The 20,798-nt window shown below is 66.1% G+C and carries 27 protein-coding genes, 1 pseudogene and 1 riboswitch; of the genes and pseudogenes, 9 read left to right on the forward strand and 19 right to left on the reverse strand.

All coding sequences use genetic code 11. The features are described 5' to 3' along the window. Positions 1 to 3: 3 nt before the first annotated feature. Positions 4 to 294, forward strand: a complete 291-nt coding sequence (locus ASF65_RS00155; protein ID WP_055883406.1) for a hypothetical protein — start codon at positions 4 to 6, stop codon at positions 292 to 294. Here ASF65_RS00155 and ASF65_RS00160 read toward each other — a convergent pair. After that, entirely contained in the window at positions 291 to 932 is a 642-nt protein-coding gene (locus tag ASF65_RS00160) for a hypothetical protein (RefSeq protein ID WP_156369111.1), read from the reverse strand. The two genes, ASF65_RS00155 and ASF65_RS00160, sit on opposite strands and share 4 nt — an antisense overlap. Before the next feature lie 63 nt (positions 933 to 995). Further along, complete coding sequence (locus ASF65_RS00165; RefSeq protein ID WP_055883411.1) at positions 996 to 1,229, reverse strand: hypothetical protein; 234 nt, start codon at positions 1,227 to 1,229, stop codon at positions 996 to 998. Between the two features lie 102 nt (positions 1,230 to 1,331). On the opposite strand from ASF65_RS00165, the gene ASF65_RS00170 reads away from it, so the two are divergent. From ASF65_RS00170 to ASF65_RS00180, 3 genes are read left to right on the forward strand one after another with little or no spacing between them, the layout of a single operon-like run. Further along, positions 1,332 to 1,913, forward strand: coding sequence for a hypothetical protein (locus ASF65_RS00170; RefSeq protein ID WP_156369112.1), 582 nt, complete (start codon positions 1,332 to 1,334; stop codon positions 1,911 to 1,913). Next, positions 1,910 to 2,281: a hypothetical protein gene (locus ASF65_RS00175; protein WP_156369113.1), complete on the forward strand. Its 372-nt coding sequence runs from the start codon at positions 1,910 to 1,912 to the stop codon at positions 2,279 to 2,281. Before ASF65_RS00170 ends, ASF65_RS00175 begins: the two co-directional genes overlap by 4 nt. After that, the gene (locus ASF65_RS00180; protein WP_055883422.1) at positions 2,278 to 2,757 is read left to right on the forward strand and encodes an Lrp/AsnC family transcriptional regulator; all 480 of its coding nucleotides are present in this window, start codon (positions 2,278 to 2,280) and stop codon (positions 2,755 to 2,757) included. The genes ASF65_RS00175 and ASF65_RS00180 overlap by 4 nt, the downstream gene beginning before the upstream one ends. Positions 2,758 to 3,259: 502 nt before the next feature. On the opposite strand, the gene ASF65_RS21935 is transcribed toward ASF65_RS00180, so the two are convergent. From ASF65_RS21935 to ASF65_RS00210, 7 genes and pseudogenes are all read right to left on the reverse strand, one after another. Beyond that, positions 3,260 to 4,126 (reverse strand): ArsB/NhaD family transporter (locus ASF65_RS21935; protein ID WP_244486513.1); only part of this gene is annotated, 867 nt, incomplete at its 5' end. Position 4,127: 1 nt separating this feature from the next. After that, positions 4,128 to 4,664: pseudogene (locus tag ASF65_RS21940) on the reverse strand (ArsB/NhaD family transporter); the annotation flags it as partial. 22 nt (positions 4,665 to 4,686) lie between these two features. After that, positions 4,687 to 5,412: an arsenical resistance protein ArsH gene (arsH, locus tag ASF65_RS00190; protein WP_055883426.1), complete on the reverse strand. Its 726-nt coding sequence runs from the start codon at positions 5,410 to 5,412 to the stop codon at positions 4,687 to 4,689. Further along, entirely contained in the window at positions 5,409 to 5,822 is a 414-nt protein-coding gene (gene arsC, locus ASF65_RS00195) for an arsenate reductase (glutaredoxin) (RefSeq protein ID WP_055884904.1), read from the reverse strand. Before arsC ends, arsH begins: the two co-directional genes overlap by 4 nt. Beyond that, positions 5,819 to 6,172: a metalloregulator ArsR/SmtB family transcription factor gene (locus ASF65_RS00200; protein ID WP_055883429.1), complete on the reverse strand. Its 354-nt coding sequence runs from the start codon at positions 6,170 to 6,172 to the stop codon at positions 5,819 to 5,821. The genes arsC and ASF65_RS00200 overlap by 4 nt, the downstream gene beginning before the upstream one ends. A gap of 181 nt (positions 6,173 to 6,353) precedes the next feature. Continuing rightward, positions 6,354 to 7,736, reverse strand: coding sequence for a hypothetical protein (locus ASF65_RS00205; RefSeq protein WP_055883431.1), 1,383 nt, complete (start codon positions 7,734 to 7,736; stop codon positions 6,354 to 6,356). After that, positions 7,733 to 8,143: a DUF305 domain-containing protein gene (locus ASF65_RS00210; RefSeq protein WP_244486514.1), complete on the reverse strand. Its 411-nt coding sequence runs from the start codon at positions 8,141 to 8,143 to the stop codon at positions 7,733 to 7,735. The genes ASF65_RS00205 and ASF65_RS00210 overlap by 4 nt, the downstream gene beginning before the upstream one ends. Before the next feature lie 233 nt (positions 8,144 to 8,376). On the opposite strand from ASF65_RS00210, the gene ASF65_RS00215 reads away from it, so the two are divergent. Both ASF65_RS00215 and ASF65_RS00220 read left to right on the forward strand, forming a co-directional pair. Continuing rightward, the gene (locus ASF65_RS00215; RefSeq protein ID WP_055883437.1) at positions 8,377 to 9,528 is read left to right on the forward strand and encodes a TDT family transporter; all 1,152 of its coding nucleotides are present in this window, start codon (positions 8,377 to 8,379) and stop codon (positions 9,526 to 9,528) included. A 215-nt stretch (positions 9,529 to 9,743) separates the two neighbouring features. After that, positions 9,744 to 10,322 (forward strand): DsbA family protein, encoded by a 579-nt coding sequence (locus tag ASF65_RS00220; protein ID WP_244486515.1) that lies wholly within the window; start codon positions 9,744 to 9,746, stop codon positions 10,320 to 10,322. Between the two features lie 13 nt (positions 10,323 to 10,335). Here the strand turns inward: ASF65_RS00220 and ASF65_RS00225 are convergent, their stop codons facing one another. From ASF65_RS00225 to ASF65_RS00245, 5 genes are read right to left on the reverse strand one after another with little or no spacing between them, the layout of a single operon-like run. Then, positions 10,336 to 10,971: a uracil-DNA glycosylase gene (locus ASF65_RS00225; RefSeq protein WP_055883443.1), complete on the reverse strand. Its 636-nt coding sequence runs from the start codon at positions 10,969 to 10,971 to the stop codon at positions 10,336 to 10,338. A gap of 20 nt (positions 10,972 to 10,991) precedes the next feature. Then, a complete protein-coding gene (locus tag ASF65_RS00230) occupies positions 10,992 to 11,891 on the reverse strand; it encodes a LysR family transcriptional regulator (RefSeq protein WP_055883446.1) in 900 nt (299 codons plus the stop codon). A gap of 9 nt (positions 11,892 to 11,900) precedes the next feature. Further along, positions 11,901 to 12,713: an anti-sigma factor gene (locus ASF65_RS00235; RefSeq protein WP_055883449.1), complete on the reverse strand. Its 813-nt coding sequence runs from the start codon at positions 12,711 to 12,713 to the stop codon at positions 11,901 to 11,903. Then, complete coding sequence (locus ASF65_RS00240) at positions 12,710 to 13,225, reverse strand: RNA polymerase sigma factor (protein WP_055883452.1); 516 nt, start codon at positions 13,223 to 13,225, stop codon at positions 12,710 to 12,712. The genes ASF65_RS00235 and ASF65_RS00240 overlap by 4 nt, the downstream gene beginning before the upstream one ends. A gap of 20 nt (positions 13,226 to 13,245) precedes the next feature. Further along, entirely contained in the window at positions 13,246 to 13,662 is a 417-nt protein-coding gene (locus ASF65_RS00245; RefSeq protein WP_055883455.1) for a nuclear transport factor 2 family protein, read from the reverse strand. A gap of 187 nt (positions 13,663 to 13,849) precedes the next feature. On the opposite strand from ASF65_RS00245, the gene ASF65_RS00250 reads away from it, so the two are divergent. The 3 genes from ASF65_RS00250 (at position 13,850) to ASF65_RS00260 (ending at position 16,238) form a co-directional block, all read left to right on the forward strand. After that, on the forward strand, positions 13,850 to 14,638 hold the full coding sequence (locus tag ASF65_RS00250) for a substrate-binding domain-containing protein (RefSeq protein WP_055883458.1): 789 nt from the start codon (positions 13,850 to 13,852) through the stop codon (positions 14,636 to 14,638). A gap of 47 nt (positions 14,639 to 14,685) precedes the next feature. Beyond that, positions 14,686 to 14,749, forward strand: a riboswitch (Fluoride riboswitch). Positions 14,750 to 14,806: 57 nt separating this feature from the next. Further along, positions 14,807 to 15,238, forward strand: coding sequence for a fluoride efflux transporter CrcB (gene crcB, locus ASF65_RS00255; protein WP_055883461.1), 432 nt, complete (start codon positions 14,807 to 14,809; stop codon positions 15,236 to 15,238). Positions 15,239 to 15,494: 256 nt separating this feature from the next. Continuing rightward, positions 15,495 to 16,238 carry an LssY C-terminal domain-containing protein gene (locus ASF65_RS00260; RefSeq protein WP_244486516.1) on the forward strand — a complete coding sequence of 248 codons (744 nt, stop codon included), beginning with the start codon at positions 15,495 to 15,497 and terminating at the stop codon, positions 16,236 to 16,238. 209 nt (positions 16,239 to 16,447) lie between these two features. Here ASF65_RS00260 and catB read toward each other — a convergent pair whose 3' ends face one another. The 5 genes from catB to ASF65_RS00285 form a co-directional block, all read right to left on the reverse strand. Then, on the reverse strand, positions 16,448 to 17,086 hold the full coding sequence (catB, locus tag ASF65_RS00265) for a type B chloramphenicol O-acetyltransferase (RefSeq protein ID WP_055883465.1): 639 nt from the start codon (positions 17,084 to 17,086) through the stop codon (positions 16,448 to 16,450). A gap of 414 nt (positions 17,087 to 17,500) precedes the next feature. After that, positions 17,501 to 18,466 carry an oxidoreductase gene (locus ASF65_RS00270; protein ID WP_055883468.1) on the reverse strand — a complete coding sequence of 322 codons (966 nt, stop codon included), beginning with the start codon at positions 18,464 to 18,466 and terminating at the stop codon, positions 17,501 to 17,503. 98 nt (positions 18,467 to 18,564) lie between these two features. Next, positions 18,565 to 19,470 (reverse strand): sigma-70 family RNA polymerase sigma factor, encoded by a 906-nt coding sequence (locus ASF65_RS00275; protein WP_055883471.1) that lies wholly within the window; start codon positions 19,468 to 19,470, stop codon positions 18,565 to 18,567. 82 nt (positions 19,471 to 19,552) lie between these two features. Further along, a complete protein-coding gene (locus tag ASF65_RS00280) occupies positions 19,553 to 19,969 on the reverse strand; it encodes a cupin domain-containing protein (protein WP_055883474.1) in 417 nt (138 codons plus the stop codon). 39 nt (positions 19,970 to 20,008) lie between these two features. Beyond that, on the reverse strand, positions 20,009 to 20,755 hold the full coding sequence (locus ASF65_RS00285; protein WP_055883478.1) for an NAD(P)H-binding protein: 747 nt from the start codon (positions 20,753 to 20,755) through the stop codon (positions 20,009 to 20,011). Between the last annotated feature and the right edge of the window lie 43 nt (positions 20,756 to 20,798).

Raw genomic sequence — 20,798 nt, forward strand, 5'->3', positions numbered from 1 at the left:
AAAATGGCACGTGAGGGTTTTCGTCAGGTCGGCCACATGGGCCTCGCCACGGGCATGCTCATCGGGGGGGCGGCCGGAGCTTTTCAGCGTGGCGTCAACAGGGCTCAGGCATGGCAGGACGCATGCGATGCGAACGCCCGACGGGACGACGAGGTCGCTGGGTTCAACCAGCTCGCCGTAGCCTACCGCAGTGAGCGGGCGAGGGCGGATCGGGAGAAGGCTAGGGCGGACATCCTCGAGAAGCGTCTGGCTGACATGGCTCTCGAGAATGCCCGCCTGCTGATGAAGCGTTAACTCCGCGGACGAGGCGACATCACGTCCGTCGGCTCGTCGCCTGCCGGCTCGGGCGTTTCCTCGACCTCTCTCGTCGCTCTGACGGCGAGCACGTCCTCGAGGTGCTTGCGTTCCTGCATCGTGAGCCCCCGCGAGAGGGCCTCCTCGCGCTTCCGGATCGTCATCAGATCGCGCTCGACATCAGGGACCGGCACCGGCCGGTTACCGGACCCGCGGATGCACTGCTTCCCCGAGGCATGCCTGCCGATCTGCTCGTCCGTCGCGTCGAGCACGGTCCGTAGATCGGGCTTGGCAAGGGCCAAAAGCCAAAGCCTCACGTCCGACGGCAAATCCCGACCGGCATCGCGATCGCCGCACAGGATCCTCACCGCCGCACTGCGAACCAGGGCACCACGCTCGGCCAGATCATCCGGGCTGGGAGAGGGGTCGGGTCGACGACCGATGATCGCGTCGACAGAGTCCTGGACGTCCGTGACCGGCGCCGGCCGGTAGGAAGTTCCGGACACGGCCCTCGACCAACGGTTCCAGAAATCGGTCAGCCAGGCGTCCGTCGCCCAGAAACCGTGGCTGATGGCTGACGTCGTTCGGCTCAACGCCTCGCCGATCATCCTGAGTGCATCTCGAATGGCCTTCCACATCGTCTCGCTCCGCACGACTGAATATCGTGTGCATAGTATTGAGCTGATCGATGAAAGTGGGAACTAGCCGTCCAACGTTTTTTCTTCGGCGACCATCTCAGTCTCGCCCCGAGCCCGACGCTCGATCTCGCGATCGACTGCTTCTCTGACGAACGCCAGACGCTCCTCGTCGGGCCAGAGGACGTCGTCGATCCTGCTGCGTGTTCCTTCCCTGAACAGGCAGTGCATCCGCTCTGCGTACTCTTTCCTGCGTCCCACTCGCGCCTCGGACTGCGAACCTTCGACCACGCCTAGCATGGGTCCTCCGAAAAAATATCATGTGCATCGATTAACGAGCCATTGACGGCTTATCGATGCACACGATATTTTTCAACGATGCACACGATATCGGGGTCGAACATGGTCTCTCAGGGTCTACAGTCAATTGTTCCCAGACCGATGGACCATCGGATCGCGATCTGCGCGCTGCGCGGTCTGAGGCCGGACGCGATCGCCGATCGTCTGGAGTTGCCGACGGAGTACGTCGAGCGTCGACGCCCCGTCGTCTACGGGATGCCCGTGACGGCCCCCGGCGTCCGGCCGACGATCCAGAACCGTCTCCTGGCCGTGCTTGAAGAGGCCGACGGCGAGCCGGTCACGCTGGACACCTTGATGGGCGTCTACGACATCGACGACGAGCCGCAGATCGGGACCATCGCCGTCACCGTCTGCAGGCTGCGGAAGTGCGGGCACCGGATCACCTATGCCACGAGATACGCCCTCGTCGGTGGCTCGATGGACCTGGCGGGAGCCTCGGTTCGTATGCGCGGCATCATGGGTCGCCTGCGCCAAGGTATGGCCTCCCGTCGTGAACTCAGTTCCGCCGCTGGATGTCGTGGCCTGCACGACATCAACGTTTATGTCCATCGCCTCCGCGACAGAGGGGCGGTGATCGAGCGTCACGCGACCTACATCCTCCATCCGCCCAAGGTGCTCTCGTGACCCGGATCGATCCCGACGCGTACATTCGCACCGGTCTCGAAGCCGGTCAGTCCCTGAAAAGGATCGCCTCCGAGATCGGGTGTACCCGGATGGACGTCTACCAGCGTGTGAAGGCGATGGGCGTCCGCGGGCCCCGTCCGCCCCGTCCGGTGTCCAACGAGAAGGCGATCGACGATCTGGTCGCCGAGATCGGCAGGCCCGGCAACGCCCTTCATGCGCTCGTCGTCAGGATCGTCGCCGAGACAGTCCTCGCGGCCAAGTGCCGGTCCGAAGACGAGACCGAGCGCATGGCCTTCGCCGTATCGTCAGCCCTCAACCGGGTGCTCAGGCACGACGACGTCAAGCTCACGTGGAAGGACAGACCGTGACCCAGATGCCGGGAAAGAACGACCTCTGCATGGAGGACGAGATCCTTCTCGACACCTACTGCCAGCTCGGCATGACGTCGGTCGAGATCGCCCGTCTGACGGATCTCCCCCTGCGCGTCGTGGCATGGCGCCGGGCCCAACTCGGCTATCACAGGGTCAAGATGGTCTGGTCCCGTGAGATGGACCGGACCCTGTCCGAGATGCACGACGACTTCCGTTCGATCCGCGAGATCAGGCTGGCTTTGGGCGTTTCCCGGACGGCGGTCTACGAGCGCCTCGTGCAGACTGGCATCGGACGGAGAAGCAGAGCGGAAGAGTACGTCAAGGTCCGTCGCATGGTCCGCGTGTTCGATGACATCGCCGCCGCCGTGGCGGCCGAATTTTCGGAAGACAGGGCAGCGAACACCATCGCGTGGAGCGCTCTCAGGAAGGCGATGAACCATCCGAGCTTGTCCGTTACCTTGAAGCCCGTCTGATGCGTTCCTCCCTGCCCATCGCCCTTCACGATCGTTGAGGACATGTGCGCCCTGACAGGTCAGGCGTTCATGGAGGTTGAGAGGCAGACGTGACGAAGAATGGCCGAGTGATCGAAATCTGGACGGAGGGGGAAATACGGATCCTCCGAGCCCTCGCTCTGACGGAGCCTTCCGTCAGAGACATCGCCGTGGCTCTCGGACGGTCCGAGAGCACGGTGCGTCACAAGCTTTCGGACCTGCAGATCACGCCAGTCTATCGGCTGTCGCACCGGACGCGCTCAGCTATCGAGCGTCTTCACCGGGAAGGCCAACCAGTTAGGCGGATTACCATACGAACCGGGATCCCGATCCCGATCGTGCAGGCACACCTGGCGAACGCAGGTGTGGGGCAGAATGGGGGAAGTTCGCCCCAGGATGTGGGGAAAGACTGTCCGGCCTAGGGTCTGGAACGGGTGGAAACCAGTCAGTCCGCTTCCGAATCAAGAGGACGCTGAAGCGGACATCATGGGGCAACCGGCAGCCACACCCAGAGGGCGACGAGCGTCGCCAGCAGCACGGGCGGGGTCAGGACGAGGCCGACCCGCATGTACTGGCCCCAGGTGATCCGCTGCCCCTTGCCCGCGAGGACGTGCAGCCACAGGAGGGTCGCGAGCGAGCCGATCGGCGTGAACTTCGGGCCGAGGTCGTTGCCGACGACGTTGGCGTAGACCATGAGCTCGCGAGTGAGGGGCGCGACGTCCACCCGGTCGATGGCAAGCGCCCCGACGAGGGTCGCGGGCATGTTGTTCATGACGGAGGCGAGCACTGCCACTACGAAGCCCGTGCCGACGGTGGCGACGAGCGTGCCCCGATCGGCGAGCCAGCGCAGGACGTTTGCGGCGATGTCGGTCAGGCCGGCGTTCCCGAGGCCGTAGACAACGAGGTACATGCCGATCGAGAACAGGACGATCTGCCACGGCGCCTCGCGCAGGACCTTCGGCAGGTCGACCACCGCACCGTGCCCACTGGTGAACCACCGTCCCGCAACCGCCATGAGGACGAGGGCGGCGGCACCTGTGACGAAGGCTATTGGCACGCCGAGCGGCCCCGTTACGAAGTAGGCGACGAGCAGGAGCCCAAGGAGCGGGAACGCGGTCCGGAACACGGCCGGGTCGCGGATTGCGCTGTTGGGGGCCTCGAGCTGGTGCACGTTGTATGTCGTCGGGATGTCCTTCCGGAAGTGCGCCCACAGGACGAGGAGCGTCGCCGCCAGCGAGACGAGGTTCACCGGGACCATGACCGCGGCGTAGCGGCCGAAGGACACGTCGAAGAAGTTCGCGGTGACGATGTTCACGAGGTTCGACACGACGAGCGGCAGGCTGGTCGTGTCNGACCATGACCGCGGCGTAGCGGCCGAAGGACACGTCGAAGAAGTTCGCGGTGACGATGTTCACGAGGTTCGACACGACGAGCGGCAGGCTGGTCGTGTCGGCGACGAACCCGCAGGCGACGACGAAGGCGAGCGCCCCGGCGGGCGGGAAGTCGAGGCGCAGGAGGATGGCGAGCACGATCGGGGTGAGGAGAAGCGCGGCCCCGTCGTTGGCGAAGACGGCGGCGATCGTCGCACCCAGCAGGACGACGAGCGGGAACAGCCGCCGCCCGTTGCCCCTGCCCCAGCGGGCGACGTGGAGAGCGGCCCAGGCGAAGAACCCGGCCTCGTCGAGGACAAGCGAGATGACGATCAGCGCGACGAAGGTGAAGGTCGCGTCCCACACGATCTGCCAGACCGTCCCGACGTCGCCCCAGCCGACGACGCCGGTCGCCAGTGCGACCGCGGCGCCGATGAGTGCCGACCAGCCGATGCCGAGGCCCCGGGGCTGCCAGATGACGAGGACGAGGGTGGCGACGAAGATCGCGAGGGCGAGCATGGGATGTCCGGGGACAGGAGGATCAGAGGGTGCGCTGGTTCACGCGCATCGAGAGTTGCTCGGCGCTCTCAACGCGCTCGGAGTAGCGATCCGTCAGGTAGTCCGAGCGGCCGCGCACGAGGTGGGTGAACTTCACCAGTTCCTCGCAGACGTCGACGACGCGGCTGAGATAAGCCGACGGCTTCATGCGTCCCGCCTCGTCGAACTCAAGGAACGCCTTCGGGACCGACGACTGGTTCGGGATCGTCACCATGCGCATCCAGCGGCCGAGGATGCGCATCTGGTTCACGGCGTTGAAGGACTGCGAGCCGCCCGACACCTCCATGACGGCCAGCGTCTTGCCCTGCGTCGGACGCTTGGCGCCGAGCGCCAGCGGGATCCAGTCGATCTGCGCCTTCATGATCCCAGTCATCGCGCCATGGCGCTCCGGGCTGACCCACACCATGCCCTCGCACCAGTCGGCGAGGTCGCGGAGCTCCTTCACCTTCGGGTGGCCGGGCTCCGCCCCGTCGGGAAGCGGCAGGCCGCGGGGATCGAACGTCTTCTCCTCGCAGCCGAACCAGCGAAGCAGGCGACCGGCCTCCTCGGACAGTAGGCGGGAGTAGGACCGCTCGCGGATCGAGCCGTAGAGGACGAGGATGCGCGGCGGATGCGTCGGGGCGCCGGGGCCGGCGAGCGCGTTCCCGTCGATCGGGCGGAGCTGGTCGAGGTCGACGGAGGGCAGGTCGAGAGCGGCGGGATCCGTCACGTAGCCAGCCCCGAGGAGGCGACGGTTTCCCCGTCTTCCTTGGTGAACGTCGCGACTGGGTTGGCAAGGAGCGGCAGCACCTTCTCGGACGGTCGGCAGAGCGCGGCGCCCTTGTCCGTCACGACGATCGGGCGGTTGATCAGGATCGGGTGCTCGATCATCGCCGCGAGCAGTTCCTCGTCTGTCAGCTTGGGGTCGGCAAGCCCGAGTTCGGCGTAGGGCGTGCCCTTCTCGCGCAGGATGTCCCGCGGCTTCATGCCCATCATGTCGAGGAGTTCGGCCAGGACCTCACGGCTCGGCGGGTCCTTCAGGTACTCGATCACCTGCGGCTCCTCACCGGACTGGCGGATCATCTCCAGCGTGTTGCGCGACGTGCCGCAGGCGGGGTTGTGGTAGATCGTGACGGTCACGAACAGGTCTCCGACGAGCATGAGGGGGCGAGGAGGTCGGCGCCGAGGTTCCCGCAGATCTCTGGGTTCCCCGAACAGCAGTCCTCGGTCAGGAAGGCGAGGAGCTGGCGCATGTCGTCGTAGCTCGCGGCGTAGAGAATGCGGCGCCCGTCCCGCCACGAGCGCAGCAGCCTGGCGCGCTCGAGCGTCGCGAGGTGGAAGCTCATCCGCGTCGGCGGGATGGATAGCGCCTCGGCGATTTCCCCCGACGCCATGCCGTTCGGGCCGGCCCGGACGAGCATCCGGAAGGCCGCGAGGCGGTCGGCATGGGCGAGGGCGGACAGGGCGGCAACGGCTGTGTCGTCGTTCATCCCTGCGATATTGCAAACATCGTTGTAATATTCAAGCTCGATGGTGCGCGTTCGCCCAAACGTCGCTGGCTTCGGTGTTCCGGATACTCAAGATCCGGTTTTGTCATTGTGACGTTGCCGTCGCTCCGCGTCACCCCACTAGGGTCTTCCGTGAGCAGCGTCGTCGCGGACCCAGCCGTGTCTAGCGGCTGGTTAGAATCGGGCTGGCGGTGGCTGTTAGTCCCTCGACCACGACCAGCCGCGGCTCCTTGCCCGCCGATTGCACCCCCGGGGCGGCAAGCGTGCGCACCGGGCCGATGCTGGAGGCCATGCCGGCTCCCTTGTCGTTGGTCTTCAGCACCACGACGGGTTCGTCCTGTCCTTCGAAGAACACGCCGTACTCCGTCATCGGCCTCAGCTTGGCGACGCTGACGTCGATCGCATCGACGAGCCCGAGGTTGCGCGAGACGACCATGCCGGAGCCGGTGGCCCCCTCGGGCGCCTTCAGCGAAAGCGTCAGGTTCTCCGGACCCGCCTTCAACGGTTCAAGGTTCTCCGTGCCCGCACCCTCCGGGACCGCACCCGGCACGAAGACGAGAGCCTGCGGGGCCTGTCCGATCGGGATCTCGGCGACGACCTTCTGCTCGGCCGTGTCGATCACGTCGACACGATCGTCGTTCTCGAGCCCGACGAAGATGCGGCTGCCATCGTCCGCCCCCCAGATGCCGTGGGGCAGTGCACCCACCGGAATGGTTGCGACGAGTTCCGTCTTCTCTCCGGGCTTGTAGACCTTCACGACGTTCTCGCCGCCGATCGTGACGTAGACCAGCGTCTCACCGTTCACCGTGCCGAAGCCGAGATGGTTAGAGATCGGTCCGCTGTCGATCACCTCCTTCACCTCGAGCCTCGTGGCATCGACGCGCGTGACCTTGCCGACGTCCTTGTGCGTCAGCCAGATGTCGCGGCCGTCGGGGCTGACCTGCACGAAGGGCACGAAGGGCGAGACGACAGGAATGCGCTTGACGAGCGCGTGGCTCGCGACGTCGAAGACCTCCAGCACCGGATTGAACGAGTTCGCGACGAAGGCGAGCTTGCCGTCGCGGGAGAACTTCGTCATGCCCGGACCGCTCGTCGTCGGGATACGACCTGTCTCCTTGAACGTCTCGGCATCGATCACCGAGAGGTAGTCCTCGCCGCGCACCGTCGCCCAGACTTGCGCGCCGTCCGGCGTGAAGAAGGCCTCGTGCGGGTTGCGCCCGACATAGGTCGTGCCCTTCACCGCATTGGTCGCCGTATCGATGAAGGTGACGGAGTTCGTGACGGTGGAGACGGCGACGATCGTCTTGTGGTCCGGCGAGAACCCGAGGCCGTGGACGTTGACCTCGCCCTTGTAGAGCGGGCTCAGAACGTCCGGACGCGGGTTGCCGAGGCGGATCTGGCCGAGCAACTTGTTCGCGACGGGGTCGATGACCGAGACCGTGTTGGAGTTCTGGTCGGCGGTGTAGACGCGATCGGAGGCGGCAGGCAGCGCGAAGGCCGATGTCGAGACGACGAGCGCGGCGGCGAGGATTGCGGTGCGGGTCATGGGGTCGTCTCCGGAACGGGTTTCGTGGTGTCGGCGGATGCGGCGAGCATCGAGCGCATCAGCGTGATCTCGTAGGTCTGTTCGGTGATGATGGACTGGGCGAGGTTGCGGATCGCCGGGTCCTCGGTCGAGCCGAGGACGGCCTTCGCCATGTCGATCGCCCCTTGGTGATGCGGGATCATCTGGGACAGGAAGTCATGATCGGGATCGCCGGTCACCGGCGCCGACATCATGCCGGCGTGCATCGTCTCCATCGCCGCTGCGGTCGCTTGCGCATAGGGCGAGCCGCCGGGCGTGGCCGGTGACATCGTCGCATGCTGGTGCGCAGGCGCGTCCTGCGCTTCGGCCGAAGTCAATGACGCCCCGGCGAAGGCGAGGGCGAGGGCGAGGAGAAGCGTCTTCGACATGGGGCTGGCGTTTCCTCCAAGCACGGGCTGGAAGGGAAGACGCTCGTCGATCGCTTTCATTCCCGAGGTCGCGACTTTTATTTTTCCCCGATGCGGAGCCTCGAGGCGTCCGCCGCTTCCAGTCCGACGCTGAAAGCAACCGATCGATGCAACCGATCGGAAAGACCGGAACAACGCGTTGGATCAACCTGTCGTCGCCGCGCATGGTCTGAGCAGGAAAAGGATCTTCGCCCATGACCTTCGAACAGATGTGTGCCGTCTCGCTCGGCCTCCACCCGCTGTCGCGCCTCGACAGTCCCCGCGAGGTGGTGCGCCAGTTCACCCCGAACTGGTTCGCCGCCACCATGGGCACGGGCATCCTGGCCATCGCGCTCGCGCAGTTCGGGACCGCGGTCCCGCTCCTCCATGCGATCGGGGAAGGTTTGTGGATGCTGAACATCGGGCTCTTCGCCCTGTTCACCTCGCTCTACGCCGCCCGCTGGATCTTCTTCTTCGACGGGGCCAAGCGCATCTTCGGCCATTCCGTCGTGTCGATGTTCTTCGGCTGCATCCCGATGGGGCTCGCCACCCTCATCAACGGCTTCCTCATCTTCGGGCTGCCGCGCTTCGGCCAGGTCGCGGTGGGGATCGCCGAGACGCTCTGGTGGATCGACGTCGCGATGGCGGCGGCCTGCGGCATCGCGATCCCCTACATGATGTTCACCCGGCAGAGCCATTCGATCGACCAGATGACCGCGGTCTGGCTCCTGCCGATGGTGGCGGCTGAGGTTGCCGCGGTGTCGGGCGGCCTGCTCGCGCCACATCTCGCCGACCCGCAGAGCCAGCTCCTCGTCCTCACGCTGTCCTACGCGCTCTGGGCCCTGTCGGTGCCGATCGCCATGAGCGTCCTCGTGGTGCTTGTCCTGCGGCTCGCCGTCCACAAGCTGCCGCACGCATCCATGGCCTCGTCGAGCTGGCTGGCGCTCGGCCCCATCGGCACCGGCGCGCTCGGTCTAATGACGCTGGGCGGGGCGGCTCCTGCGATCCTCGCCGCCAACGGGCTGGAACGCTTCGGCGCAACGATGGAGGGCGTCGGCCTCGTCGGCGGCCTGCTTCTCTGGGGCTACGGCCTGTGGTGGCTCGCCATCGCGACGCTGGTCACGGTCCGCTACCTGCGGGAAGGCCTGCCGTTCAATCTCGGCTGGTGGGGCTATACGTTCCCGATCGGCGTCTACGCCGTGACGACGCTGAAGCTCGGCACGATCCTGCCCATTCCCGCGATCCACGGCTTCGGCGTAGCGCTGGTTGTTCTCCTCGCCGTGGTCTGGTCGATCGTGGCTGTGCGCACGGTCCGGGGCGCCTGGCGCGGCGACCTCTTCGTCGCTCCCTGCCTGAAGGCCAGTTGAAACGCGGATGGCTGACGCGTTCGTGATGCCCGTCCAGATAGGGCCAGGGAAGAACAGGCGGGCCGGAGCGTCATGGTGAAGGGCCGATCGAGTGCCGTGCCGCCCACGAACGACACCAATTGGAGACCTGCCCCTTGCCATCACGTCCCATCGCCCCGTCGCTTGATCGTCGCCGCCTTCTCATCGGGGGCACCATGGTCGGACTGGGAATAGCGTTGCCCGGTTCCGCTCTGGCAGAGGACGGCGGGCCGGTCGATCCGGCGGCGGTGCAGACCCCAGGTCCCTTGGCGGAACTCAGCTACGGCGATGCGGCTGCCCCTGTCACGGTGGTTGAGTACACCTCGCTGACCTGCGGCTTCTGCGCCGAGTTCCACGTCGGCGTCCTGCCGGAGTTCAGGCGCACGCATATCGACACCGGCCGCGCCCGTTTGGTGCTGCGCGAGTTTCCGCTCGACCCGCGTTCGCTCGCCGGGTTCGTGATAGCGCGATGCCTGAATGGCGAAGCGACGCTCGCGATGATCGACGTCCTGTTCCGCCAGCAGGCGGCATGGGCACGGGCGGAGAACGCCTCCACGGCACTTCTCGGCATCGCGCAGCTTGCGGGGATGAATCGCGACGCCTTCACCGCCTGTCTGTCGAACAAGGCGCTGCAAGCCGAGGTCGTCGCGGTTCAGGAGCGCGGGCGGACCGAGTTCGGTGTCAGCGGCACGCCGACCTTCTTCGTCGGGGGGCAACGTCAGGTCGGAATGATCTCGGCCGCCGATCTCGGCACCATCGTGGATGCGCAGACCTGACCGCCGACCGCCGTCACGACGTCTCCCGCTGGAATGTCGTCACCCCAGCACGGAACTCTGCCGCACCGCCCTGGGCGGGATGGCGGACGTAGGTGACCGGCACGCCGAACCCTTCGCTCGCACCCTCCGCCACACGCCCGATCGCGAGGATGCGACGGGGTCGGACGGTTTCGACGAGAAGCGCCAGCGTGTCGCAAGACCGGGCGATCTCGGACCGGGACGGCGTTCGGTTGCGCACGGGTGTTCCTGCCCAATGCGGGTGGTGCATGACGGCGTTCCAGAACAGGGGCAGCCGTTCCGGCAGTGCACCCCAGATCTGGCGCGAGGTACCGGATGATGGTGCGGCGGGAGCATCGGCCGTCGTCGCGATCTCGAACGGTGCGACGGCAAGGCGCGAGGAGAGATCGACCAATCGGCCTTCGCCTGTGAAGGGCACGCCCGTGCGCCGGGCTCCGAACCTCGAAGGTGCTTCACCGAGCCACAGGTCGATGCCGTCCCGTCCGGCAAACGCATGGAGGTATCGCCGAAGGTTGCGGCAGCGGATCGAAGCGGCATCCGGAGCATCGACCGCCGGGTCCGTGTCGGCGTAAGGGTTGAAGAGGGTCGGCGTCCCGGCCGATGCGGCGACATGCCGGACGAGACGATCCAACCTCGCTTCGTTGTCGCCTGTCACTCGTCCGGACCCTGATGGTTGTCTCGAAGCTCGTGCAGGAACGCCGATGCCGCGCGGCCGAGGCTGCGCTCCTTCATCTCCACCGCATGGAAGCCGCGAGCGGGAAGCGGGAAGGCGATCTCGATCAGCGTCCCGCTCCGCAGTCCTGGCTGAGCCACCGCAAGCGGCAGGACGCCGACGACGCCGCCAGCCTCGATGGCCGATCGCACCGCCTCGTTGGACGGGAGTTCGAGATCGACCGACAACGTGACGGGATCGATGCCCGCGCCGCGCAGCGCGTCTTCCAGAATGCTGCGCGTGCCGGACCCAGGCTCGCGCATGACCCATCTCACCTTTGCAAGTTCCGGGAGGCATCGGGGAGCGCCCTCGGGTGATCCATCGCCGGGGGATGCGACGAGAACGAGCCGGTCGTCGGCGACACGGGTCGTTCGCAGGCGCGGATCCCGTAGTTCGTCCTCGACGAAGCCGAGATCGGCGTCCCCAGCGGCCACCGCCTCGCTGACCTCGCGTGTGTTGGCGATGCGAAGGAAAAGGGTGATGCCGGGATGGCGTTCGCGGAAGCGCCGCATGCGAGGCGGAAGCCAGTGGTTGGCGACCGTTTGGCTGGCTGCCAGCGCGACATGCCCGCGCCGAAGCTCGGTGAGATCGTCGAGTGCCTTGGCCGCCTCCGCTGCCCGTGCCAGGACCGAGCGTGCTTCCGGGAGGAACAAGCGTCCCGCCTCGGTCAGCTCGATGCCGCGGCCGACCCGATCGAACAACCGGACGCCGTGACGGCTCTCCAGCGCGGCCAGCGCCGAGCTCGTGGCCGACTGCGTGAGGTTCAACGCCCGCGCCGCCTCGGTCACGTGTTGGCGCTCGGCGACCGCGACGAAGATGCGAAGCTGTTCCAGCGTCACGGGCGCTCCTCAAAGCTGGTTCGCGGGTGCGGCGTTCGGCGACCGCTCCAGTTCGTCGTAAACGAGCCGGGCGACCGGCATCAACGCATCGCGGGATGTCCCGGCCGTCACGACATAGCCAAGGCCGCGGTCGCGCCACAGGAAGGCGGACACGCCGTCCTCCTCGACGAACTGGAACGACGTCTCTTCGGTCTCGTCCGTCTTGACGTACAGCGTCAGGCGCGTGCCCGCGTCGTCGTCGTACATCAGCATCGCGGCAGGACCGGAGCCACCGGGCAGGAGGCGACCGCCCATCAGGCGGTAGCCGAGCGGGGTGAGGTCCGGGGCGGTGATCGATGTTCGCAGCCGCTTCGACAACCAGCCCACGAGATGAGCTTCCTCGTCGGCTTTGACCTCGACGGGATGGACGACCTCGACCACGAAGGTGCGGTAGGCCGCGATCGCGTCGTCCGCCATGCGGGCGATGCGGACGGGTTCGGCGTTTGGCGCCCCAAGGATGCCGTTCGCCATCCAGCCCCCAAGCGCACCGACGGTGAGCCAGGCACAGACGGCCGCGACCGACCGCAGGTGGAGCAGCCGGCGACGGCGCACGCCGGCGCGGATGCTGGAGATGCGAAGGCGAGCCGGGATGGGTTCGGCGGCCTTGGAGCCGAGGCGGTCGCGCAACTCGGCGAGCAGCCTGCGATCCCGCTCCAGGTCGGCGGCGATCGCAGGATGGTCCGCAAGATAGCGTTCCACCGCTTCGACGCGTTCGGGGCCGAGGCGTCCGTCGAGATAGGCCTGGATGTCGTCTTCGCCGACGGGAAGGTCGATAGGGTTCACTTGACCCTCCTGAGGTTCGGCCTCGCGCCATGGTCGAGATAAGAGCGCAAGCGCTCCCGGGCGCGAGACAGGCGCGACATCACGGTTCCGATCGGCAGACCCATGACCTTGGCGGTCTCCTCGTAGCTCAGGTCTTCGACGCCGACGAGAAGGAGCACCGTGCGGTGCTCCTCGCTCAAGACTTCTAGGCCGGCGAGAACGTCGCGGAACTCGGCCCTGCTCAACTGGCCGCCGTCGACGCCGGGGGGCTCGGCCATGTCGTCGAGCCCGACGTGCTCTCCGCGCCGGCGGCCTTGGCGCAGAGCCGACAGGTGGAGGTTGCGCAGGATGGCGTAGATCCAGGCGCGCAGGTCGCCCTCAGTGCGGCGCAGGTGCCAGCGCCCGACGACGCGCTCCAGGCAGTCCTGGACGAGATCGTCGGCGGCAGTTCCGTCCCGTACCAGGGCGTGGGCGTAGCGCCGCAGCCCCGGGATCAGCGGCTCCACCAGCCGTGCGATCTCGTCCTCGCTCATGGCGGCCTCGCTTCCCGGCCTTACTTCGCGAGCGCCGGGTCGACCTGCCAGATCTCGTCGACAAGCTTGCCGTCGCGGAACAGCATGACGTATCGCACCGGAATCTTGTCCTTGCCCGCGAACACGACGTTCGCCGTCACGGTCGCGCCCTTCGGGTTCATCGCCTCCGACACATCCATCACATTCGCGGTCAGGTTCGGCTGGGCCTTGGCGAACTTCTCCCAGACCGCCTTGATCTCGGACCCCTTGTAGGTCCCGTCGAGCGGACCGCCCACCCAGTGAAGGGTCGCGCCGTCATTGTAGGCGCCGGCGACTGTGGGGGTATCCCCCTTGGCGATCGAGGCGATGCGGGCCTGCGCCATGTCGGCGGCAGGGCCGGCATGGGCTGCGGTTGTCGTGATCACGGCCATGGCTGCGGTGGCGAGAAGGGTCTTCATGGGCGTTCGTCTCCGACGTTGACGGTTACTGACCATGCGGAGACGTCGCCGACGACCTCGTATTCCCGTCTGGTTGGAAAAAACTTCGCTGTCCTGGGCGGAATAAATCCAAAACCACGGCGTCCTCCCCACAAGCCGGCCCGAGACAGGGGCCTCGACCATTGACGCGAACCGCCAGGAGTTTTCGATGCCTCGCCTCCTGATCCTTGCCAGCGCCGCCCTTCTCCTAGCCTGCGCCACCGCGCAGGCGCAGGACACCGTCCTCTTCTTTCCCACCATTCGGCACGAGCCGAAGGACGGCATCGTTCGCCTCTACGGTGCGGGCGGTCCCAACACGGCGTTCGGGAAGGTCGCCGACCTCTGGATGCGGCAGACCGGGAACAAGGTCGAGATCAACGCTGGCCCGGAGGGCACGTGGTCGAAGAAGGCCCAGGGTGATGCCGATATCATCTGGGGCACGTCCGAGCAGTCGATGACGGCGTTCCTCCAGACCTACAAGACCTTCTCGTCCGATCAGGTTCAGCCGATCTATGTGCGTCCCACCGTGAGCGCGGTGAAGAAAGGCAATCCGAAGGGGATCCAGGGCTTCGACGACCTCCTGAAAGACGGCGTGAAGATCGTCGTCACGGAAGGGTCGGGCGTCGCCAACACGTCGGGCACCGGAACTTGGGAGGACGTGGCGGGCCGTCTCGGCAAGTTGTCGGACATCGAGCGCTTCCGCCGCAACATCGTGAGCTTCTCCACCGGCTCGGGCGCCAGCTTCAAGGCGTTCGGGGATCTCGACGCCGACGCCTGGATCACGTGGCCGGACTGGACGGTAACGAAGGCCGACGTGCTCGACGCCGTGCCGATCGAGGCGGAGCGCCGGATCTGGCGCGATCTGAACATCGCGGTGGCTCCGGACGTCGATCCGCAGGCGAAGGAGTTCGCCGACTTCCTGGTCACACCGGAGGCGCAGGCTTTGATGCGCACGTAAGGGTGGGAGCGGTGACTTCCCAACCTAGCGAGAGCGCGTTACCGTCTCATCGCTACGGGGATGGGGTTCCCCCGCAACCGCCCGCGTCGGGCTGATGACTCCTATCGAAACCGCGGCGCATGCTCGGATTTTTCCGAGCATGCGAACCCATGTTGATAGGAGACCCGCATGTCCTTCACCAGTTGCGTCATCGTCATGCTGGGTGGCGCGCTCGGCACGTTCCTGCGCCACGCCATCTCGGTCATCGCCCTGCCGATCAGCCGCGATCTGCCCTGGGGCACGATCCTAATCAACATCGCGGGCTCCTTTGCGATCGGCCTGTTCGGGACGCTCACGCTCGCATCGGGCCGTTTCCCGGCTTCGGAGAACCTTCGTCTGTTCGTGATGATCGGCATCTGTGGTGGCTTCACCACCTTCTCTTCGTTCAGCCTTCAGACGCTCGATCTCCTGCGGGCCGGCGCTGTGCTCCGCGCCATGCTGAACGTCGCCCTGTCGGTGGTCCTGTGCGTGGCGGCCGTTGCCGTAGGTCACCTCGTGGCATCTCAGTTCAACGACAGCGCCCAGCGTATCGCGCAGATCGACATCGAGGAGGATGCATAGCCTTGTACGGCGACCGGCGGTGTCCTGTTGAGGGAAGTTACAGAAACAAACGTGTTGTCTGCGAAGGGTCGATGGCTGATGGTCTGCTACAGGAGGCTCGTTTCGTAGTGCCGATCATGCGAGAGGGATGGCACCCGGTCGGTCGATTCCGGATGTGGAATGTGGTCGACCGGACGGGCCGAAGCAGCACCCAGGGTGCTGTATCGTTCGACGGGCGCGCATGGTCCTGCGACGCTTAGCGCTTGCCGTCGGCGTGATGGCCATCGCGTGGGCCTACATGGCGTATCTCGTCCTGCCGTTCGCGCTGCGCCACTACGAGCATCAGACGGCGCTGAACGGCTTGGAGATGGTGACGCGTACGGCGGACGGGCTGGCGGGCGATCCTCTCAACGTCGGCGTCGTCGGATCCCGGAGCGAACTCGTGACGCCCATGGCAGCCGCGGGTTGGACGCCGGCCGATCCCGTGACGCTTCGCACCAGCATCGAGATTGTCGCTAGCGTGGTTCTCGACCGCGCCTATCATGATGCCCCGGTCAGTCCGCTGTTCTACCAAGGGCGGCAGCAGGACTTTGCCATCGAGAAAGCCGTGGGACGCAGCGCAGACCGACGTCAGCATGTGCGCTTCTGGAATGTCCTGTCAGCCGGGGCGGAGGGCCGACCTGTCTGGCTCGGATCCACCTCGTTCAATGTCGGCGTCGGGCTCAGCCATTATACGGGTGCCGTGACCCATGCCATCTCACCGGACGTCGATGCGATGCGTGACGAGTTGACGGCCGATCTCGCCAGGATCGGGCGTGTTGCCGAGGTCTACGAGGTGACGGGCGTCGGCCTGACCTTGAACGGTCGCAATGGCGAAGGGGACCGCTACTACACCAACGGCGAGATCCGCTTCTCCAGCCTGGCGCCCCCGGGGGTGACGGGACGCCAGCCGCCTCCCGCCCTGCCCAACCCGCCGCTGATCGACCTCAAGAACGAGCTGTGGAACGCTGTCACAGACTGAAACGTGCAACGCTTCGGCAAAGTGCGACTAGGAATCGTATCGTCCGCTCGGAGGCGGATATGAGAAAGGCACCCGCGGTGTGAACAGTCGACAGCGGGTGGTCCGCTTCCGGGCGTCCGCTTCCTCGGAGCCAATCGGCGCGGCTGGGTGGTTTTCTGCCCGTCCGGTTTGGATGACGGGACGAGCAGAAGCTGACGCGAAGGCTCTGGCTATGCCAGCGACTTGGTGACCGTCTGCCAGTGACGATGCAGAGCCGGAATGTCGCCGCTGGTGAGGATCGGCATGGCCTTTCTCAGCTCGTCGTCGTTCCAATCCCACCAGCGAAGTTCTAAGAGACGCGCGATGTCGGCCTCTTCAAACCGCTTGCGGATGGTCCTGGCGGGATTACCACCGACAATCGCATAGGGCTCGACGTCCCGCGTTACCAGAGCTCGCGTGCCGATCACCGCTCCGTCGCCGATCGTAACGCCCGGCATGATGATGGCCTCCGTTCCGATCCAGACGTCGTTGCCGATCACCGTGTCTCCGGCGTGTTCAAAGCCGTTTCGTGCGCCCGCAAAGGCCGCGACCTCCGACATCCAATAAAAAGGAAAGGTGCTGATCCAGTCGCTCCGATGACCTTGGTTCCCGGCCATGATGAAGGCCGCACCCGAACCGATAGAGCAGAAGGAACCGATAATAAGCTGATCGACGCCCTCGTCCGGCAGGAGGAAGCGAGCGCAGTCATCGAAGCCGTGGCCGTGGTAATAGCCGGAATAGTAGCTGTGGCGCCCGACCCGGATGTTTGGGTTGGTGACCAGGCGATCAAGCGTGATGCCCTTGAAGGGGCTCTCGAAGACGTTGTGCATGATGGAAACCGGTTGTTCGCAAGCCGCGCATGCGGCGACAGTTCACCCGAGCATATGCGGGTGAACGCCAGCGAGCGATCCGATGGATCGCCGCCCAGCTTCCAGCGTCAGCGACGAGGAAGCGCGATGTCGGTGGTTCGGTCTGCGGACTTCATATGCGGATCATGGCCCAATCGGGCGTCGATGCCAATCCGCTACGGCTGCTTTCGGATTACGCGCGTGACGGATCGAGCGTCGGTAAGGGGATCGAGAGCGGATGGACTGCTACCGGACGTCCGCTTACTCGGCGCCGATCGGCACTACCGGGTGGAAAGGAGATCGTCCGCTTCCGGCAGACGGAGGCATGAAAGCTGCCACTCGCAGCAGCGGATTTTCCGAAGCCGGGGATGTCGTCCTTCGCGAGTGCTCCCGGGTTCAAACTGTGTCCAACCCCGTCCATGCAGCGGACACTTGCCATAGGCTTTCGGCTGAGTCCGGATCGCATGCCCACGGACTGACACCCTTCCTTCCCGTGCTCGGCTCGTTGACGACCGCGACGTCGCAGTCCTCACAGTAGACCCCACCCATGCCGCTGAGCTGCGGGCTCGTGGCGCACCAGACGCTCGTGGCGGCCCCTTGCTGCACCGTCTTCATCCCGCGCTCGGGATTGACGATCGGGCGGCCCGCTTCGTCGAGTGCGTCGAACGAGGCGATCTCCTCCGCGCTGAGGTACCGGGCGAGATCGGTGAGGATCTGGCCTGGATGAAGCGAGAAGGCCCTGATCCCGTGCTCTTGTCCTCGGTGGTCGAGTGCCATCGCAAAGAGGGCGTTGGCCGTTTTTGACTGACCGTAGGCGAGCCACTTGTCGTAAGGGCGAACCCTGAAGTCGATGTCCTCGAAGTCGATCCCGGCGATCTGGTGGCCGCGCGATGAGACGCTGACAACGCGTGCCCCTTTGGCGGCGACGAGGGCCCGCCAGAGGCCGAGCGTGAGCCGGAAGTGGCCGAGGTGGTTCGTTGCGAGCTGAGCTTCGTGTCCTTCGGCGTCTCGTGTCTCCGGCGTTGCCATGATGCCCGCACTGTTGACGAGGATCGACACGGGTCGGCCGGCGGACACGACCCGACCAGCCAAGGCAGCGACGGACTGCGGATCGGCGAGATCCATGAGCTCGACCGTCGCGCCAGCGAGTCCGCGCAAGGCGGATATTGCCCGCTCGGGACTGCGCGCAGGGACGATCACCTCCGCCCCAGCGTGAACAAGAGCGCGCGTCGTCTCGAGACCGAGCCCCGAAGCTCCTCCGGTCACAACGGCAAGCTTCCCCGAAAGATCGATCCCGGAGACGACCTCCATTGCCGTGCTGGCAGCACCGAAGCCGGAGCCGATGGGCGTTTGCTGGGTCATGCTGTTGTCCTGCGTGAGGGGCGCGCCCAGCGGAAGCAGGAAGCGCGTTGAGAGGTTGGGTTTTGCGTGAGGCGACCCGCCGGTCGCTCGCTGCCCGATCACTGTGTCGGCGAGCCCGGGTCCGGCTCCGCCGCGAGAGCCTGCGCGACGTGGCGTAGCTTGTCGGGATTACGGGTGATGTAGATGGCGGTGATCCGGCCGTCCTCGATGGCGAGCGCCGTCGTCTGGAGGACGTCGCCGCGCTCGCGGCTGACATAGCCGGGCAGCCCGTCGATCCAGACGGGCTCGAGCATCTGCGCCCAGCCTTCACCCCATTTGTGCTGCACGGTCTCGTACAGCCGTAGGAGGCGGTCCAGTCCCGTGATGGGATTGATGAAGGCCAGGACCTTGCCGCCGCCATCCGAGCGCAGGACTGCGTTCTCGGCAAGGAGCGTGCGCAGCGTCGCGGTGTCGCCGGTGGTCGAGGCTGCGAAGAAGGCGCGCGCGATCCGCTCGCCCTCCTCGCGCGCGACCGGGAAACGTGGCCGGGCGGCCTGAACGTTCCGCCGCGCCCGGACGGCGAGCTGGCGCACGGCCGCGGCTTCCCGGTCGAGCGTGTCTGCTACCTCGCCGAGCGGCACGCCGAAGACGTCGTGGAGCAGGAAGGCCGCCCGCTCAAGCGGCGACAGGCGCTCAAGCGCCATCATCAGCGTGAGTGTCAGGTCGTCCTCGTCCACGCCGTCCTCCTCGGTTTCCACCAGCGGTTCGGGCAGCCAGGCGCCGACATAGGTCTCCCGACGGGCACGGGCCGACTTCATCTCGTCGAGGCAGAGGCGGGTGACGATGCGTGTGAGGAAGGGATAGGGGGCGACGATCCCGTTCCGGTCGGCGCCGATCCAACGCAGCCACGCGTTCTGCACGATGTCCTCGGCCTCGCTGCGCGAGCCGAGCATGCGATAGGCGATGCGCAGGAGCCGCGCCCGATGGGTCTCGAAGATCATCGTGGCGTCGTCTGCCTGCCGCATGTGCGCGTCCTCGACGGTGGTTAGGGATAACTCGGCCATGGCTGTCGCGCGGGATAGCCGCTGTTCAAGATACACGGGTCTCCTAAGGGCGATCCGGTGTTGTCAGTTTGGTATCGTCCGTATCCACGACGAAGACGGCGAGGAGCTTGGAGGGATTGTTGTCACTCGCGTTGGCGCTGACGCCGTGGTGGTCGCCCGGCATCTCGACGAAGCTCTCGCCGACGCGGAAGACCTTCTCCGGCCCGTCGTTGATCCGGCTGCGCACCGCGCCTTCGATGATGGTTGCCGTGATGAAGGCGGATGCGGCGTGGGTGTGGGACGGCGAGGAGCCGCCCGGGCCGTACTCGACAAGGACGCCGCGCAGGCTCTTGCCGGGAACGGACGGCAGCGGATGGTCGAAGATCGTCGTGACGCGTGCCTCACCACTCGCGACGTCCGCCGCTAGGGTGGGGGCAGTTGAGACGGTGACGAGGGCAGCCAACAAGAGATTCCGGAACATGGAAAGGTCTTTCGACGTAGATGGAAGACGTGCAGGGGTTCAGGCGGCGAGCCAGCTCTCGAAGCGTGTTGGCCCCAGTCGTGCCGCGCCATCATGCTCGGGAACAAGCGACCCTTTCTCGAGCTCGGCTCCAAAATAGCGCGCCGATCTGTCGGCCAGCACTTCCCGATGGTCGCCATTGGCGGCGATGCGGCGGGCGACGAAGTCCCGGAACGGCTGGCGGTCCGGTCCGGCGACCTCAATCGTCGCATTGCGCGCCGGACCAAGCGCGACATCGGCGAGCGCTGCGGCGACGTCGATAGCGGCGATGGGCTGGAAGTCTGCATCGGGAACGACAAGGCGGTCGCCGTCGACTGAGCTTTCCGCGATGGCGGCTACGAACTCGAAGAACTGGGTCGCGCGCACGATGGTGAAGGGGATGCCGGAGCCTTTGACGATCTGCTCCTGGGCGACCTTGGCCCGGAAGTAGCCGTTCCCTTCAAGGCGGTCCGTGCCGACGATGGACAAGGCAACGTGGTGCTTCACACCCGCCTCGCGCTCGGCGGCGAGGAGGTTGCGGCCAGAGCGTTCGAAGAAGTCGAGCACCGCCGCATCCTCGAAGGAGGGCGAGTTCGAAACGTCGACGACAGCGTCGGCTCCGGCAAGGACCTCGGCCAAGCCTTCGCCCGTCAGCGCGTTCACGCCGCTGCTAGGCGATGCCGCGATGGCCTCGTGCCCTTGCCGCGAGAGTTCGGTCGTCAGGTGCTGACCGATGAGTCCGCTACCGCCAATCACCACGATCCTCATTGTACCCGTCTCCTCGTTCAAGAACGGACGGGGCGGCTCCACG

This window comes from Aureimonas sp. Leaf324, assembly GCF_001423245.1.
In the GTDB taxonomy this organism is placed as follows: Bacteria; Pseudomonadota; Alphaproteobacteria; order Rhizobiales; family Rhizobiaceae; genus Aureimonas.